Source organism: Bradyrhizobium sp. UFLA05-89 (assembly GCF_059803475.1).
Genome location: NZ_JBANBA010000004.1, coordinates 31,322 through 46,187 on the forward strand (window position 1 = coordinate 31,322; position 14,866 = coordinate 46,187).

The 14,866-nt window shown below is 56.7% G+C and carries 21 protein-coding genes and 1 tRNA gene; all 22 read right to left on the reverse strand.

Features of this window, described 5'->3' with window-relative positions; translation table 11 throughout:
* Positions 1-160: 160 nt before the first annotated feature.
* The 22 genes from SO139_RS03235 to SO139_RS03340 all read right to left on the reverse strand — a co-directional run bounded on the left by SO139_RS03235 (position 161) and on the right by SO139_RS03340 (position 14,783).
* A complete protein-coding gene (locus tag SO139_RS03235) occupies positions 161-910 on the reverse strand; it encodes an HNH endonuclease (protein WP_498539691.1) in 750 nt (249 codons plus the stop codon).
* Positions 910-1,212, reverse strand: coding sequence for an HNH endonuclease (locus SO139_RS03240; protein WP_498539635.1), 303 nt, complete (start codon positions 1,210-1,212; stop codon positions 910-912). Before SO139_RS03240 ends, SO139_RS03235 begins: the two co-directional genes overlap by 1 nt.
* Positions 1,213-1,288, reverse strand: a tRNA-Pro gene (locus tag SO139_RS03245).
* 4 nt (positions 1,289-1,292) lie between these two features.
* The gene (locus tag SO139_RS03250) at positions 1,293-1,517 is read right to left on the reverse strand and encodes a hypothetical protein (RefSeq protein WP_498539636.1); all 225 of its coding nucleotides are present in this window, start codon (positions 1,515-1,517) and stop codon (positions 1,293-1,295) included.
* Between the two features lie 99 nt (positions 1,518-1,616).
* Entirely contained in the window at positions 1,617-1,763 is a 147-nt protein-coding gene (locus SO139_RS03255) for a hypothetical protein (protein ID WP_498539637.1), read from the reverse strand.
* 133 nt (positions 1,764-1,896) lie between these two features.
* Entirely contained in the window at positions 1,897-2,466 is a 570-nt protein-coding gene (locus tag SO139_RS03260; RefSeq protein WP_498539638.1) for a hypothetical protein, read from the reverse strand.
* A complete protein-coding gene (locus SO139_RS03265) occupies positions 2,453-3,154 on the reverse strand; it encodes a hypothetical protein (protein ID WP_498539639.1) in 702 nt (233 codons plus the stop codon). Before SO139_RS03265 ends, SO139_RS03260 begins: the two co-directional genes overlap by 14 nt.
* Positions 3,144-3,689 (reverse strand): VRR-NUC domain-containing protein, encoded by a 546-nt coding sequence (locus SO139_RS03270; RefSeq protein WP_498539640.1) that lies wholly within the window; start codon positions 3,687-3,689, stop codon positions 3,144-3,146. Before SO139_RS03270 ends, SO139_RS03265 begins: the two co-directional genes overlap by 11 nt.
* A 218-nt stretch (positions 3,690-3,907) precedes the next feature.
* A complete protein-coding gene (locus SO139_RS03275; RefSeq protein ID WP_498539641.1) occupies positions 3,908-6,121 on the reverse strand; it encodes a bifunctional DNA primase/polymerase in 2,214 nt (737 codons plus the stop codon).
* Positions 6,111-6,293 (reverse strand): hypothetical protein, encoded by a 183-nt coding sequence (locus SO139_RS03280; protein ID WP_498539642.1) that lies wholly within the window; start codon positions 6,291-6,293, stop codon positions 6,111-6,113. The genes SO139_RS03275 and SO139_RS03280 overlap by 11 nt, the downstream gene beginning before the upstream one ends.
* Positions 6,293-6,655, reverse strand: coding sequence for a DUF6511 domain-containing protein (locus SO139_RS03285; protein ID WP_498539643.1), 363 nt, complete (start codon positions 6,653-6,655; stop codon positions 6,293-6,295). Before SO139_RS03285 ends, SO139_RS03280 begins: the two co-directional genes overlap by 1 nt.
* Entirely contained in the window at positions 6,652-7,221 is a 570-nt protein-coding gene (locus SO139_RS03290; protein WP_498539644.1) for an MT-A70 family methyltransferase, read from the reverse strand. The genes SO139_RS03285 and SO139_RS03290 overlap by 4 nt, the downstream gene beginning before the upstream one ends.
* A complete protein-coding gene (locus SO139_RS03295) occupies positions 7,218-7,787 on the reverse strand; it encodes a phosphohydrolase (RefSeq protein WP_498539645.1) in 570 nt (189 codons plus the stop codon). Before SO139_RS03295 ends, SO139_RS03290 begins: the two co-directional genes overlap by 4 nt.
* A 52-nt stretch (positions 7,788-7,839) precedes the next feature.
* A complete protein-coding gene (locus tag SO139_RS03300) occupies positions 7,840-9,528 on the reverse strand; it encodes a DEAD/DEAH box helicase (RefSeq protein ID WP_498539646.1) in 1,689 nt (562 codons plus the stop codon).
* On the reverse strand, positions 9,528-10,016 hold the full coding sequence (locus tag SO139_RS03305; RefSeq protein ID WP_498539647.1) for a sigma-70 family RNA polymerase sigma factor: 489 nt from the start codon (positions 10,014-10,016) through the stop codon (positions 9,528-9,530). Before SO139_RS03305 ends, SO139_RS03300 begins: the two co-directional genes overlap by 1 nt.
* The gene (locus SO139_RS03310) at positions 10,013-11,143 is read right to left on the reverse strand and encodes an RNA ligase (RefSeq protein WP_498539648.1); all 1,131 of its coding nucleotides are present in this window, start codon (positions 11,141-11,143) and stop codon (positions 10,013-10,015) included. The genes SO139_RS03305 and SO139_RS03310 overlap by 4 nt, the downstream gene beginning before the upstream one ends.
* Positions 11,121-11,822 carry a hypothetical protein gene (locus SO139_RS03315; protein WP_498539649.1) on the reverse strand — a complete coding sequence of 234 codons (702 nt, stop codon included), beginning with the start codon at positions 11,820-11,822 and terminating at the stop codon, positions 11,121-11,123. Before SO139_RS03315 ends, SO139_RS03310 begins: the two co-directional genes overlap by 23 nt.
* The gene (locus SO139_RS03320) at positions 11,822-12,775 is read right to left on the reverse strand and encodes a phosphatase domain-containing protein (protein ID WP_498539650.1); all 954 of its coding nucleotides are present in this window, start codon (positions 12,773-12,775) and stop codon (positions 11,822-11,824) included. The genes SO139_RS03315 and SO139_RS03320 overlap by 1 nt, the downstream gene beginning before the upstream one ends.
* A gap of 361 nt (positions 12,776-13,136) precedes the next feature.
* Positions 13,137-14,078: a PDDEXK family nuclease gene (locus tag SO139_RS03325; protein WP_498539651.1), complete on the reverse strand. Its 942-nt coding sequence runs from the start codon at positions 14,076-14,078 to the stop codon at positions 13,137-13,139.
* 2 nt (positions 14,079-14,080) lie between these two features.
* A complete protein-coding gene (locus tag SO139_RS03330) occupies positions 14,081-14,323 on the reverse strand; it encodes a hypothetical protein (RefSeq protein ID WP_498539652.1) in 243 nt (80 codons plus the stop codon).
* On the reverse strand, positions 14,323-14,586 hold the full coding sequence (locus SO139_RS03335; protein WP_498539653.1) for a hypothetical protein: 264 nt from the start codon (positions 14,584-14,586) through the stop codon (positions 14,323-14,325). The genes SO139_RS03330 and SO139_RS03335 overlap by 1 nt, the downstream gene beginning before the upstream one ends.
* On the reverse strand, positions 14,583-14,783 hold the full coding sequence (locus tag SO139_RS03340) for a hypothetical protein (protein ID WP_498539654.1): 201 nt from the start codon (positions 14,781-14,783) through the stop codon (positions 14,583-14,585). The genes SO139_RS03335 and SO139_RS03340 overlap by 4 nt, the downstream gene beginning before the upstream one ends.
* Positions 14,784-14,866: the final 83 nt, after the last annotated feature.

Below are 14,866 nucleotides of genomic sequence, written 5' to 3' on the forward strand. Positions count from 1 at the left end.
CACCCATGATCTAAATGCATATCAAAAATAAGGTCGAAATTTGCGGGATTTAACGTGTGATTGGGGCGGCGGTCTTTGGGCGCGATGCCCTAAGGTTTGACCATCCCCCTACCAGGCAAATCAATTCCATCGCTCTGTGACGGTCGGCCGGGGTACAACATCAACCAAATAATCTTAATTGACCCAACACGTTATTGCTTTTGTCGCCATTGCACTGACGACAGAGGCATTGTGTGTTGCGGGCTGTATGCTCACCGCCCATAGACAGTGGCACGATGTGATCCAGTTCTGGCGCGTTAGGTTCAATGGTTCCGCGCAACCGCCTTGGAGTCGCTATATCGCAGAACTGACACCGCCAACCATCACGCTCGAGAACATCTATTGGATCAAAGTTATCGTTGGCAGCACCGCGTTCCCTTGCTTTGCGGCGAGAACGATACATCCGAACGTTGCGTCTATGGCTGCATTCGTTGCTGCAGTATACCGCATGCGCTCGCCCATAAGGCGGTATGAATACTACACTACAGTTAGGACACGTCCGTTCCGAGCGCACGACGCTACGTAAGGAATCTTGGCGAGCTATCTTACATGTCTCACAGCGTGCGGCCTGAACGCTCTTTGCGCTGAACCACTTCGAACATTCAACGCAAACACATCTCGCGATGGAGAAGCTAACGCGAAACTCTCTTGCCGACTTCCTGTTTTCTTCTGTTACCAGTCTCGGTCGGCCAGAGCCACCTGTTGCAAACGCGCATTCGCGTGAGCAATATTTCGCAGCGTCCTTGCTATTGCCCTTGCGACGAAACGCCACTCCGCAGCCGACACATTCACGCTCAGGAGCATTTCTGTACCTACTTGGCGCGACATTATCGTTTGCTGCGCTAAGAATCTCTTCGCAAACAAACGACATTAAAGCGGCCAACCATCAGATCCGAATGAAACGATCGTCTGACCCAACTCAATTCGCTGCTTGGTGCTGTCGTGACACGCTGCACATAGTGACTGCAAGTTGTTAGGATCAAAGAACAAATCCACATCGCCCTTATGTGGCTTGATGTGGTCGGCAACGTTTGCTGGCTCTACTAACTCTTGCTGCATACAGAACCGACACAACGGCTCTGTACGCAACTGATGCTCACGTAAACGCTTCCAACGTCCAGAATTGTAAAGCTTGCGATATTCGCTTGCTTGTGCACTACGCTGGTCGGTCATTGGTCTGGATGGCTCGGCTCGAACGAGCGACCCCCTGACTCCAAATCAGGTGCGCTACCTACTGCGCTACATCCAGTCAGTTACGGCAAAGAAGCCGGACCTTTTGGCAATGCGTATTTGCCAACAGTGGCGCCGCTACCATTCATCACGTAAGCGACGCCGCCAACAAGCGTTAGCGGCAGCTGCAGATCCGGGCGCGTCACTAAAATACAGCCAGCGTACTCATGGTCTGGCCCAAGGGTGGCGACCTCTTCAGCGTGATAATAAACGTCGCCAATGTCGGTCTTGTGCAATACGGTAAACATCGAAACTTCCTTCTACTTCTGCTTATAAAATCCGGGAACGTCCCGGTGGCGTCAGTCTTTATTGGGACTGATATTGCGCATTTTCAACGCGGGCATAAATTATTCCGAATCATCAGGCACAAACACCAAGCGCCAACCGGCTTCCTCGAGCGCAGCAATAACGTCATCGGCGGCGCTGTTCGGGTCATCGTGGTCCCACAGCTCTTCAGCAATGATATCAGCGGGCTTGCGAGCGTGAACGACCATGGCACTTCTGAAAATAACCCCGGCCGGTATATCGGCTGTCGGGGGCACCACTAAACGTGCGTGCAAGAAATACTCGGGGCAGAAAAATTGCCCCATGCTCTTTAGTAAACGGTAGCGCCGGCAAACCGTTGGTCTAAGCGGCTGCTTTATCCCAGAACGTCTTCGCGACACCCTTCACTTCCTTCTTCCCGGCCCTTTCCAGCGTGTCGTCTGAGCCGGTTGCCCCGATATGTCTACCCACATCTCGGTAAGTGTGTGGTCCGATTGCCATATCTAGGATTTCTGCATCTGCGCCAAGCCAGGCCCGCATTCTCTTTGATTCAATGCTGCGCTCCATTTCCGACTCAGCATCAACGTCGGCTGGCGGAGGCATTGATTTCTTTGTTCTGCGAATCTTTGGAGTCTGGGTTTCCCCATGGAGAGTGGCGCTGTATCTCGGCTCATAACCCGGCTCTCCCTCCATACTCTTGTCCTCCTCATACGCCGCAATTAGCTCTTCAGCCGACCTCTCGTACCTATTCGTTTCCCACTCCACTGGGCAGACGTCAGGATCATTGTCGTTGGCGGCCAACTGAGGAGGCCCATCATGGTAATCAGTCATCCAAAGGCGAAGTGCGCCCAGCGAAAACGTGTCACCTTCGCGCTTTAGTGCCGACAGGATTGGATATGGCTTGCGGTTGGTTGCAACGTTATGCGGCTTCATTAGTCGCGCCTTCCGTTGGCTCACAATTGTCGTTTGCCGCTTGAGGGAACGGCTCCCTCCCAGTTATCTTGCGGTAAAGGAACCTGCGGACCTTCCCGAGATTTTCAATCTGGAATTTGAGTAGGGGCCGCCCCTTCCCCGTTGTTGACTTGTTACCAGCCCAAAGTATCTGAGCCTGATCTGGCGTTATATCTTGCCTGTAATACTTCAGCATCCAGTGACAAAAAATAGACCACTCGGGTTGGCTCATTTCGTCGCGCGGGTGCCTAAATTTCTGCCCGCTCCTTGGGTCAAGCCAGAACTTATCATCATCGATTTCTTCTATAGCGTCTTCGCCATGCCATCTGCATGTGCCATCGTCGCTCACAACGAGATATTTGATATCCGAATCGGAATATCTTCGCGCTTGCTCGTGCTGGCCTGCGCTCCACTTCGTGAAGCCGTTTTTGCAATCTGGATCGTATCCCTGGGATTTCACATCTACCCAGACCACCTCGCCACTATCCCAATTCTTGGCTACGAGGTCGGCGCGGCCCACTGGTGCAACGTTCCGGAATACGTTGTACCCTTGGCGCATCAGCCACGTTGTTGCGATATGCTCATTAATCGATCCCTTCACTGCATACAGAACTTTCTTCCGGGTTCCGTCCGGCGCATTGATAAAAACTTCCTTGGCGTTAACTGCCACCTTTTACCTCGCCCCTCTCGTTATCATTCGCCGCCAACCACCCCATCACGGTAGACACGGCCTGCATCGCAGCGTCGTCCTCCGTGGCGGCCTTAATCACCATTTGGCGGTGGAAACCCAGCCGGGCCAGCAGCGCGCCCCTGTCCTTTTGCTCTGGCGACAAGCGGCCTTTCTCGGCTTTCATCTCGATTAGGCCGAGCCGCCCGCCTTCTAGGTAGATTCTTAGGTCCGCTTCACCGGCCACCATGCCGGTGGCTTTGGCTATGGCCGCGTTCTGCCGGCCTCGCTTGCCAGCCGCCATGTCGGCAGCCAGCGTGAACCGTTTGTTAAATTCCGGTAAGGAGCGCAGAGCGCGTACGGAAGCGGCCTGTAGCCGCCACTCGGGTGTGGCCTTAGTGAGGCGCACGACCTTTGTGCCGTTCTTGAGTTTTGTGGTTTTTGTCCCCATGCCAAATATGGTCGGCGGGGAAGGAAACCTGCGGATTATTTTTGTATTGCCCGTCCAGCCACAGTCCGGAATCTGCCCAATCTGCACGATAGGCTATCTGGTCCTATTGTGGCGCCGCACGTTACTGCCCGATTATACATATGTATATTATCGGGCATGTAAGCGGACGTGTTTTGCACGATAGAAAAGGGCAAAAAAGTCCTATCGTGCACTTATTATCGTGCAGCATCATAGGTTGTGGTGAAATAACCTGTGGTTGTGCTCATGGACAAAAAAATAGCGCGGACAAACCGCGCTATTTCGCCTTACGCTGCTGCCTTGAATTCATCCGACCGGATGAAAACTGCGGCCTCCCGCCGCACGTGGTCATGCTCCTCCGACTTCACCAGGTGGCCCTCCTTGGCCATAGCCTTGTAAATCGCTGTGACCTTGCGCCTGGTTGTCTCCTCCTCCATGTCCAAGCTCAGTGCGTATGCAATCGCATTGCCAACCCAGTTCTTAGCCCGGTGGCCCTCCTTGTACTCGCTGGTGTCTACCCTGACCTTGATCATCTTGATTTGGTCTGGCGTCAGCTCAGCCACGATATCCTCACTGCCAGGCCAGTGCCACTCCGTCACCACGCCAGCAAAGTCCTGCGGCTTCGTCATGCCGACGCCGTTCCCGAGTCCAACACTCTCAAGTCGGCGCCACGATGCATTGGCGGCACGCTTGGTCAGGTTGCTCTTGCCCTGATAGATGCTGAAGTACTCAAACCTGTTTTGTTTGGCGAGGCCCGCGCTGGTGGCGTCATCCTCCGACATCTGATTGAGAACGCGCACCGATCGGGCGGCCCCCAACAGCGCAACGGCACCGCGGGAGTCCTCAACCGTGGCCTCGCGGTCGCCGACCTTTCTGAGATGGTGGACAATATCAATGGCGCAGTTCGTCCGGTCGGCAATATGCGACCACAGCTTTGCCACCTTGTCGATCGCGCCATTGTCATTCTCGTTAACGGCATGGGTGGACACAAACGGGTCCACAATCATGACGTCGATCTTCAGGGCGTTGATCTGGTTGGTAATGGCCTCCACGATGGGCTCGACTATCCGAACGCCCTTTTTGTCGTCCTTGGCAATGACAAGCTCCTGCTCGCGGCCGGTATCGAGAAATAGGCGACCTTCCACGTCTTCTGGCTTGAGCTTGTAGTGTAGGTAGGCGGCCATGATGCGTCGCTGCAGTTCGTCGCGAGGATCCTCAGAGTTGAAGACCCACACATTGAGTTTGCCGGGTGGCTTAGTCCCCACGAGATCCTTACCGGATACCATCGAAAGCGCCTCCACGATGCTGTTGGATGTCTTGCCCAACCCGCCCGGGGCAACCGTCACGGAGACATATTTGCGAATGTAGTGGGTCCCGAACGTGAATTCCCGGCGCGGTAGCGTACGCGGGTCGACCACCGCGAATGGCGTTGCGGTAAGCGGCCTATTGTCCTGCTTTACCGGTTCCCTTTCAGGCGCGGGTTCGTCCGGCTCATCGTCTACCGGCTGCTGGGTGGTTGGCTGGGCCTTGGTCTTCGCCTTGCGCAGCCCGTTCTCAATCATTCGGCTGATGTCCACCAGCCTGGTGTTGTCCTGCTCGGGCTGCGGAATCTCGCGCGGCTGCTTTATGCCAGCTGCCAAGCCGTTCTCAATCGTCTTCTGGCAGCGCGACCAGTCCCTACCCCAACCACGCGCAACGTCCTGAAGCAAGGCTCGAGCCTCGGACTCGGGCAACGCGCCGGCACCGACGAACTGTCCCAGATTGAAAGCACTGTCATTGAGGGCATTGTTCCGGTTGCCCATGCCAGTGCCGGCGAGCTCGGCCAACTCGCGGTCTACCGCGGCATTGACGTACGCGCTGTTGGTGTGGGCTGAGCTCGCGGGCTGGTTCGTAGATGGCCGTTCCTTGCGCACCACCAGATCCAACAGCCACTGCGGCGCGTCAACCGGCTTTAGGTCGTTGTCCCACTCATATCGGCCGCCGGCCATGGTGACGCTGCCGGGCGCGATGACGTATCCGCCGTCTCCCCGCACGTCGATCCCGGGGCCGAGGTTTCCGCGATTGCGCACTCCCTGCACGTGGCGGAAATAGTAGTGCTTGCCCCCGCTTGCCGTGGTTGCTGTCAGTGTGTCGGGCAGAGGTTCATATTCAGCCTCAAGGGCGGCCAGCGTCTCGTTGCCGTCATGGCGCGGATCGATATCCAGTACCCACGCGCCGATGCGCTCGCCTGTCGGTACACCGACCATCGCCGTGGGATTGTCCTGCCACCAGCGCCGCACGATATGCGCGAACCTGGTGGCAGCCTTGAACCCGTTGTCCGTGATTGGCGTCTTGACCTTGAGGATATCCACCTCGCCCGTTTCCGGGTCAAATTTGGTCTGCCCGGTAACGCGGTCTACGGCTTCCTCGTCAGCGGCCCGACATGGAAAAACCGGCCATGTGCGGCCGGTGATGTAGGATAGCGCGATGTCTAGTGGCTGGGCGGCGGTTTCAATCTGCATGCTGCCCCTCGCAGCTAAAGCTTGGCGTGACTGCGCGCCAAATGGTATAGCCGTAGTGCTGGCGCATATGCTCAATGATGTGCTCGGCCATCTCGCGCTCGCCGATGATCAGGCCGTGGTTCAGCGCGGCGTAATCGCTGATGGCGCTCTCAAGTGCGTCCTGCGGTGTCATCAGTATGGAACTTCCTTTGAAATGATCTCCCGCATGCTGTCGGCATACCCGACTAGCACCTTGCCCAAGAACGTGCCCCACTCTTCTTCGTCCAGGCTCGCGAGGTCGGTCTTGCCGATGCTGTCCAGATACTCGCCGCCGGCATTGCCACCATCCTCGAGGGCGCGGCGCTCGTAATCGTCGATTTGCTTGCGTGCCATGTGATAGATCCTTGGTAGTTTCGAACGAATGCCGTTGTGCGTTTCGTCTAGACAGTCCCAGCACACCCATTTGACGGGTGCGCGGTCATGCGGTGCCCAGCCGATATTATCGTGCCGGCGTTTGCAGATCAGGCAGGTGCCTACTGGGTTTAGGCTGGTCATGCGGCACTCACGTGCGGCAAGGCGTTGTCGTTGGCCGGAACAAACTTGTCGGTCTGGTTGCCCCACGCTATCCAACCCGGCCACGCCTGACGTGCGAACAATTCCAGATACGGACCAGCAACCAATCGCTCAATGCGTCTGTATTGCTCATCAGGCTTGCGCGAGTGTTCGCGGCGAGGCGCTCTGATCATCTGGCGGACGTCTGCGTTCAGGCGCTTGGGCTTGCCGCGTGTGTATAGCTTGCAGATTTCCGCCTCTTGGCGCGTCCAATAGCCCATGCCAACGCGCCCCTTATCCCAGATAAAGGCAACGCTTTTCGGGACGAAGCCCCATGCCTTGGCTAGTTCGGTTGCTTCGTCCTGCAGATGGGCCACCGTCCACATGAACAGAATGCAGTCTTTAGCTGCGACGGACTGAACTGGTAGCGCCTTAAGATCGGCGAGCGACATGACTGGATAGGGTTGATCGCCCTGCGTTGGAGCCAAGTTCTTTCCGCCGTAGGTGCGGAAGGACCAGGGAGGATCGCAGAGGATGGCGCCGAATGGGCCTTGCGGTAGTGGCGTCACGCTGCCACCTCGCGTTCAAGCGTGTACTCGCGGTAGCAATCAATGAACGCGACCTTCGCCCGTTCTGGCGTCCAACACTGCAACTCAACGCCAAGCGGCTCAGTTGTTGTGCTCCACTCCGTAGCGCAGAAAGCCATATTCTGACTTGCTTCGGTCGAAAGCATGCGGATGTCGGCTTCTTTGATGCATGGCGGAAGTTTTGCAGGCAGATCGAGCGCTGCAGCGATAGCAAGCCAATTCCGGTGCTCTATTTCCTTGTAATTGGAAAGAAACGGCTTCAGTGGCCTAGGCACGTCAATAACATACGCTTCTGTCGCGTCGTGCAGGAGGCCATAAAGAGCAATGCGTGCGCCATGACGCGGATAAAGCCAACGCGCGATGTGCACGCTGTGCTCAGCCACGCTATAGAATTCCAGGCAGTGCCCGCCGAAGCGGCACAGCATTGAAAGCGCGTGCGCGATATCTATAATGTCAACGTCTTCGGGTCTGGGATCGATCGGCCAATATTGCTTGCCGGTGTAGGTTTGCTTCCAGTCGCCTTGTCGATCGGTAGTCTGTAGCGTCATTTCGTGCCCCGTTAGTCGGCTTGCACGCTTTACCTCGGCCTAGTGGCCGCACTTAGAATGGAATATCCTCGTCCCAATCATCACCGGCCGCACGCAACGGCTTCCAGTTGTCGTTGTCGGCCACGGGCTTTGGATCGGATGCCTCTCCCGCCTTCCACCCGACCACGGATTGATACTTTCCGTCTGGCTTGAGTTGAACCTCAGCCGTCGTCAGGAGCTCGCTAGCGCGATCCAAGAACTCATCTACAGTCTTAGGAAACGGTCGTTGTCCGCCGTGCTGCGCCCAAAAGCGTTGGGCCTTTGCTCCAGCAAACCCTGCGTGTTGCGGGCAAAGCCATTCGTTAACCGCCGTGAGTCCAACCATGTATGTGGTTTTTATGCTCGGCGGCTTACCCGGTTTAGGTGGATGCTCCCGGAATGTTCGGCCGCTAACCGCGTGCCAAACGGGCGCAGCCGTAGACAGGACAGGCGCGATGTCCGCATTGGCGGTTATCTTCTCCTCTTCCGAAGGCGGGAAGATATAGCCGCAGCACTGACACGTCATGCGCGAAATCGGAATCAACTCGCCGCAACCTGTTTTGCCGTCCTCGTCTTTTCTGTCTTGCGGGCAGAGCTTGGTTGGCTGCTCGCCCATCCCCTCGCCCGGCGCCTTCGGCCTGATTTGGTCGATCGGCCCGTGATAAGCTAGGTTCTTGCCATGGTCGGCAATCAAGCAATCCGCCTTGCCGGGCGAGTTGCGGGTGCCTCGGCCAAGGATCTGCACCAGCTTTCCGGCAGACTTGGTGCTGAGCAGCAGCGATATGAAGTCAACGAACGGGAAATTGGTGCCCGTCGTTATCATGTTGACAGATGAGATCGCCCAATACTCGCCAGCACGGAACGCATCAAAGATTTGCCGCGTCTGGTGCGCATTGTCGCTGGTCAATACCGCGCAAGTTCTGCCATGCCTACGGATCGCCTCAGCAATATGGGTGGCATTCTCCTTGCTGGTGCTAAAGTACAACGCCGCGCGTCGCCCCTCGGACATAATCATGTCCTCGGCAATGGCGTCCTCAATGATCCGCTCGGCCGCATTAGACAGCTGGCCTGGAATGTAGTCGCCACCGCGCGTGCCGACGCCCTTCAGGTCAATCTTGGCCGTTGTCTTGCTGCTGACGAGCCGCGTGAGATACCCTTCGTCAATGAGGTCTGTGAGCTTGGCCTCATAGACAACGGTATCAAACAGCCGGTCATCGCCCTCCGTCAGGCGTCCCGAGTCAAGCCGGTAATCCGTGGCTGTCGTGCCCGCAATGCGCCGTTCCGGGTTGATCTCCTTCGTTGCCGCAAAGAACTTCCCATACTGCGTTTCGCTGTTGCGGCTGATGGCGTGGGCCTCGTCCACAATGATGAGGTCAATTTCGCCCAGCAACTCGGCCCGATTGCACACTGACTGGATGCCGCAGAAGAGCACCTGCGCACGCGCATCACGCCGCCCAAGGCTGGCCGAGTAAATGCCAGCCGGCGCGAACGGGCTGAGGCTAATGAACTCCTTGAAGTTCTGCTCAACAAGCGAGGCCGAATGCGTGATGTTGACAATCCGCATGTCCGGATAGTCGCGCAGCAATTCCTCAATCAGCTTGGCAATGACCAGCGCCTTACCAGCGCCGGTCGGCAGAACGATTAACCCGTTGCCACCACCCTCCTCCCAGTACTTGTACAGTGCGTCCAGGCTTTCGCGTTGGTATTGTCGCAGCTCAAGCATCAGGCCGCCTTACGCTGGTAGTTATCGTTGCCAACCTTGGCGCGCGCACGAGCTAGAATGTTGTCCAGCGCCTCGCGCGAGACACCCATCTTTTTGCGGGTGTCGAGTTTGGTGTGGCCGATGGCTACCAGCGTCACAGCACGTGCCTCGCGCCTAGTGAGCCGGGACATAACGCGGGTGATATCAAGCGCTGCTTCTTGCGTCGGCTGGGTGACGGCCTCCGACTGCGCAGCCATGTCGGGCACGTGCTTGTGCTCGCGCAGGATGTCCCGGCACATGAACGAAAGCCAAACCGCGAAGTTCTTGCCGGGCTTATACTGGTGCCACTTCTCGAGCGCGCGCAGCGTTATCGCCTGCGCGGTTTCGTCCACCTCAATGTGCGGCGCAGCGATGCACCGCTTGTAAATGAAGGGTTGATAGTTGATCAGAAGCTCATCGAACCACGCGGGTCGCGCACTAGGCTGGGTGTTGTCGTTTGCGGGGATCATGCTGCCACCTTGGTAGGACGGTTATCGTTAGCCGCGAACACCGCACCGAACAGTGGGCGCACGTGGTCGACTCCGGACGCTGAGCCAGCGTTCTTGATGATTGCCGAAAGGATGGCTTCTCGAGCCTGCGCTCCAGCGCGAACCTGGAACGCCAACGAACGCACCTGCGGGATAACGTCGCCTAGCAGGACGGTCGCGAACGTCTTCTGGTCAACGCCATTGCCGGCAGATACCATGCGCGTCAGGACGTCTTCAGCCTCGTTGATGCCCGCTAACACGTCAGCCCGGTAGCGCTCAACCTTGGCTCGATCGGGCGCATCAAGAAGAGGCAGAACGTCATCAAGTTCGTCGCGCACAATAAGCGCGAGCACGTTCTTTTCCTGCAACACAGCATCTTTGGCGCGGTGCTTAAGAACGTAGTCCTCGCCCTTGGCCTTCACCATGAAGCCATCAGCGAACCGGATCACAAAGCCTTCCATTCCCTTGACCGACCTGGCATGGTGCAGGAATAGCTTAGGGTCGTCGGACATTTCGTGGATGGGGACAGGCTCGATACCCATGCTCTTCGCAGTAATCTCGGCGGTTTCCTGCCACGCGTAATACCCGTGAACGGTGCTGCGCAGAGCCAGCAGGGTGAGTGCCGATTCCTCGTAATGGACCACAATGCGGTTGTCAGGCGCGGTAAACTCGAATATCGGAGTCCATCCAGCCTCTAGATTGAGGCGGCAGTGTTTGGCCACCTTGGGCGTCAAATGCCGCTCGGCTTTCCGCGCCACATCCGTACGGCCCATCCGAGTCATGAACACAACTTCGTCGTTTACGATGGCCGGATGGATCATAGATCCATCCATCTTTTCCATGACTGTGTGCGGCTTGGAGAGCTCTATGCGGTCAATCGATGTCTCTGGACGCTCGTTCAGATTCCAGAATTTCTGAAATGGCCTGGCCAAGATTCTACCATCTGGGGCAAACTTCAAGCCACGGCACTCGACTCTAGCCGGATGGTCAAATGTATCGGGGCCGACGAATACATAATCTATAACCTGATAATCACCCTTGTTCACGACAACGAAATCTTTGCGCCCCTCGACGTGGGGCAGGACGTCAGTGATATGTTCGATTTTCATCCGATGCCGCCTCTGCAAGAAATTTTATAGCCCTTGAATGCCACTCCGGCATCCATCTTGACATCTCGTCTAGCGTCGCGTCGCTCTTCATGTGATTGATGCGTAGGACGGCGAGAACCACATTGTCTTTTGTGTATCCACATTCATTTCGAACCCTATCGAATGATAGAGATGCATCCCTGTCGCCAACACCGCGCCCTCTGCCGGCTCCCACCTCAATTGGAAGGTCTGTGTAGAAGCAAAGCCCGTTTTGCTGCTCCAGGCGACGAAGTATCCACGTGGCGTCCAGGTTGAACTCCAACCCCTTCTTACCAGCCCTGTGTTTTATTTGTTGCAGGCGAAAGCGAATGAACTTTTCCCTATCTGCGTTCAGCGAGACTGAGTTTCTTGCTTGTAGACACGAGTTGCAGTAGCTCCGCCTATATGGGACCTTGCCGTTTTTAAGTATTGCGAATTTGTTTATTCGCTTAATCTCTCCGCAATCTGAGCATTTCGCCTCGGTCAGGCTGACAAGCTCTAGAGGCCTTGGGGTCCTCGCGTTGGATCTCAAGCCATTTGCTTTAAGAACTTTCCTTATTGTCGTTGCAGATAGTCCGACTTCCTTTGCAATTGCATTATTCTTCAGCCCGCCGCTGTGGAGGCTGAGTATTTCCTCACTATGCTCCGCACCTGTGCCCACTATGCAGCCACCTTCATCTCAGCGCTGCCAATGCGCGCGTCATACACGGAAACGTTGGGCAAGCCGTCGCCGGCCAGAATGTCTTTTAGGCCCGACTGGAACCGCTCATGGTGCGCGACAATCAATTCCTTGCCCTTGACCATCACAGATGCGCGCCACCCTGCAGTTGAGAGCTTGTCCAAAAGCGGCCGATCAACGACAACGTATTCCACGTGTACACCTGGCGGGGCCAGACTGACCAACGCCAGCCTGTCTCGGCGCCTCAGGTTGGTGGCGTCAATGACCACAGGCAAGCCGCACTCAAGCCGTGCGCGAGCCAGGCGACGCATAGCCTCGAAAACGTCGTCGTTGCGCTCCTGCGATTTGAAGTCTCCGCAGTATTCATGCCTGAGTGTGTCAGAGGAAATTACCCACGCATCATTGAAATGCTGCCTGGCATAGGTGGACTTGCCCGCCCCACTCGGTCCAACCAGCAGCGCCATAAGCGGTTGCTGGACCGGCTCAATCAGGCGCGACGCTTCCCAGTTGGCCGCAACCTGGAAACACGCAATCCCCTCCTCGCGCCACATATCCACCACGCGCTGGCGATCGTCGTAAACGACGTCGGGCCGGTGATTAGGGTGGGTCTGGTGCAACCAATAGCGCTTCAACTCAACGTCAGGTGTGTTGTCTCCGGCACAGCGCATGTGGGTCAAACGCATTGGGTCAATGCCGGCATCAAAAGCAAGCCATTTATCCGTCTGGCGCTTGACGACGTCGCTGCGCGCTGACCATATCTCGACATCATCGAGCGCCACAAGGTGCGCCTTGAGCGCATTCACCACAGGCCAGTTCGGGATATCGTCCACGCAGGCGGCAAAGAACGATTCCCAGTCCTTGTTGTCGCCACGCACGAAATGCGTGCGGTGGCTGATATCGGCAATGGTGCCGTCAAGATCAAAAATGACTTTCATGCTGCTGCTAACCTCAGGTTCTCGTGCTTGTAATGCTGTGGCTTCGTTGCTTCGTACCAAAAGGCCACACGCGGCGGCTCTTCGTAACAGGCGATGACTAGCGGCGTTGTGCCCTCATACTTGCGAGCCGCTTTGCGAAGAGTTGATCCGCTCTCGCGCGCAGTGTCGATGATTAGGAGCCGTCCAAGCTGCTGCGGATGCTTTTGGCCGAACGGGATGAAAGGCACGCCAAGGATGTGTGATGCGTAAACCGCAGCAACAGCGCCACTGCGGCCAGGCCCTGTTACCGCACCAACGTTATCGCCAATGTCGGATAGCAATAGTCTAATGCGTGAATTGAATTCGGCCTCACTTACGATTCTCAAGCCGCCTCCCCCACCTTGTCCATTCCGTCAGTCCAGTCTTTGCCGTTCCAAAGCTTATAGCTCACGGTTTCGCTCTCATCGTCTGCATCAACTTGCTCGCCAGGCACAAGCGCCGGGATATAAAGGTGCGCAGGACAGGCAGCCTTTTGCTCGTCAACTCCAAGCGGCTTGGCCCACCTGGCGCAGGACCAATGAGCGTCTCCGCTCATTTCAGGCGTTGAGTGCAGGCACGATCTGCAGGTGACGCGCGGCCACCCCTTTCCGTGGCAGACGTCATGGTGCTTACAGAAGGCGCAACCGAAGAATTCCGGATCCTCAGACAGGCGCGATGGCGGCACAGGCGAGTTAATGATACGCTCGGCCCGCGCGAGTTGGCGGATGCACCATTCCGCGTCGTATTCAATGCGTTCCACGTATCTTGCGTCATCATTCTTGTTCGTCACCATGTAGAGACAGCGAGTTAGGCCGAAGGCATGCATTCCAATCTGGCATTGCCCGTAATGCAGCGGCTTGGCCTTCTTGCACTTGTGCTTCCGGATTTCCTTGAAGCCTTTGTCATTGCTGGACTTGAACTCGCACAGGTGCTCTGTCTTGGGTGCCTCGAGGATCCCCAGCGCCTTGCCGTCGCACTTGCCGCGGACGTGGCCGGCCACAAGTCGGATACGGTCCTGCTGCCCCCACACCTCAACGCCGATGCGCTCCAGGTCAGCAACCATCACCTCCTCCCAGCGGTCGCCAGTGCGGAAGATTGACAGCTTACGGCCCTCGATCTCCTCAGGCTTGCTGACCCAGCGAAAGGTGTACCAAAGCGCCCTATCGCACTCCGTGGCGATCTCACCCACGCTGATGCCCAACGAGTCGTAGTGCTCGTTGGCCTGTTCGTAGGCGCGATAAATGGCCGCGACGGTGGGGCTGATTGGCTTGGAGATAGGGGCCACGGTTAGTCGTGCTCCCCGACATCAAAAACAAGAATGCCGCAGTCGCTAGCGATGTGGTCAAACTCGACGGACAACGCCACACATTGACGCGCAAACGCCGCCACCTCCCTTATCAGATCGCTTTGTTCAGCCTCCACGTATGAAAGCCCCATCGCCTTTTGGCGCTCGTCTGCTCTGGCGGTGTATTTCCTTTTGATGAAGTCTTCTGCCAAGCGATGAACCGAGTCGAGAATTTCAGCCGCCATCACGCCACCCTCGCAAAGCTAGCCAATTCCTTAGCGCGGGACAGAACGTCGGCATGCGCAACCAACGGGTCACCCCAGAATGCGTCACCAGGAACGCCCAAGGCGCGCGCCAAGGCCGAATAGTCGTCCTTCAGCTGATGCCAGCTAATCTCAAGACCCTTGTAATCGTCCCGCAATTCGGCATAGCGCCCGCCAAGGTCCGTTAACTCGGCCTTGGCGTCGATTAGTTCGTCAGTCAGCGCGTTGATGTCAGACTCCGTCACACCAACTCCTCCATGCCGCGCCAGAGTGTGTATTCATCAGGCACGATCTTGAACCAAGAGTCGCTATACTCGCCGCTAAACTTCGCGCGGAGTGCATCGCGCATGCATTCGGCATACGCCTCATGCTTGATTCCTTCTGCAACAACGTACTCAGCGACGCTCTCGCGGTTATAATTGTCAGTCCAAACGATCTTCACGCCGTCCTCCCCATCACTTCCCGATACCGAGCCTCACAATCCGCAGCGTCTTGCCAAGTAGGGAAGAAGTTGCGCTCAAGCGT

Excerpts from the sequence above, each read along its gene's own strand:
- SO139_RS03235 (WP_498539691.1), bottom strand. The coding sequence starts at position 910 with ATGTCGTTTGTTTGCGAAGAGATTCTTAGCGCAGCAAACGATAATGTC.
- SO139_RS03240 (WP_498539635.1), bottom strand. The coding sequence starts at position 1,212 with ATGACCGACCAGCGTAGTGCACAAGCAAGCGAATATCGCAAGCTTTAC.
- SO139_RS03250 (WP_498539636.1), bottom strand. The coding sequence starts at position 1,517 with ATGTTTACCGTATTGCACAAGACCGACATTGGCGACGTTTATTATCAC.
- SO139_RS03255 (WP_498539637.1), bottom strand. The coding sequence starts at position 1,763 with ATGGTCGTTCACGCTCGCAAGCCCGCTGATATCATTGCTGAAGAGCTG.
- SO139_RS03260 (WP_498539638.1), bottom strand. The coding sequence starts at position 2,466 with ATGAAGCCGCATAACGTTGCAACCAACCGCAAGCCATATCCAATCCTG.
- SO139_RS03275 (WP_498539641.1), bottom strand. The coding sequence starts at position 6,121 with ATGCAGATTGAAACCGCCGCCCAGCCACTAGACATCGCGCTATCCTAC.
- SO139_RS03280 (WP_498539642.1), bottom strand. The coding sequence starts at position 6,293 with ATGACACCGCAGGACGCACTTGAGAGCGCCATCAGCGATTACGCCGCG.
- SO139_RS03285 (WP_498539643.1), bottom strand. The coding sequence starts at position 6,655 with ATGACCAGCCTAAACCCAGTAGGCACCTGCCTGATCTGCAAACGCCGG.
- SO139_RS03295 (WP_498539645.1), bottom strand. The coding sequence starts at position 7,787 with ATGACGCTACAGACTACCGATCGACAAGGCGACTGGAAGCAAACCTAC.
- SO139_RS03300 (WP_498539646.1), bottom strand. The coding sequence starts at position 9,528 with ATGCTTGAGCTGCGACAATACCAACGCGAAAGCCTGGACGCACTGTAC.
- SO139_RS03305 (WP_498539647.1), bottom strand. The coding sequence starts at position 10,016 with ATGATCCCCGCAAACGACAACACCCAGCCTAGTGCGCGACCCGCGTGG.
- SO139_RS03310 (WP_498539648.1), bottom strand. The coding sequence starts at position 11,143 with ATGAAAATCGAACATATCACTGACGTCCTGCCCCACGTCGAGGGGCGC.
- SO139_RS03320 (WP_498539650.1), bottom strand. The coding sequence starts at position 12,775 with ATGAAAGTCATTTTTGATCTTGACGGCACCATTGCCGATATCAGCCAC.
- SO139_RS03330 (WP_498539652.1), bottom strand. The coding sequence starts at position 14,323 with ATGGCGGCTGAAATTCTCGACTCGGTTCATCGCTTGGCAGAAGACTTC.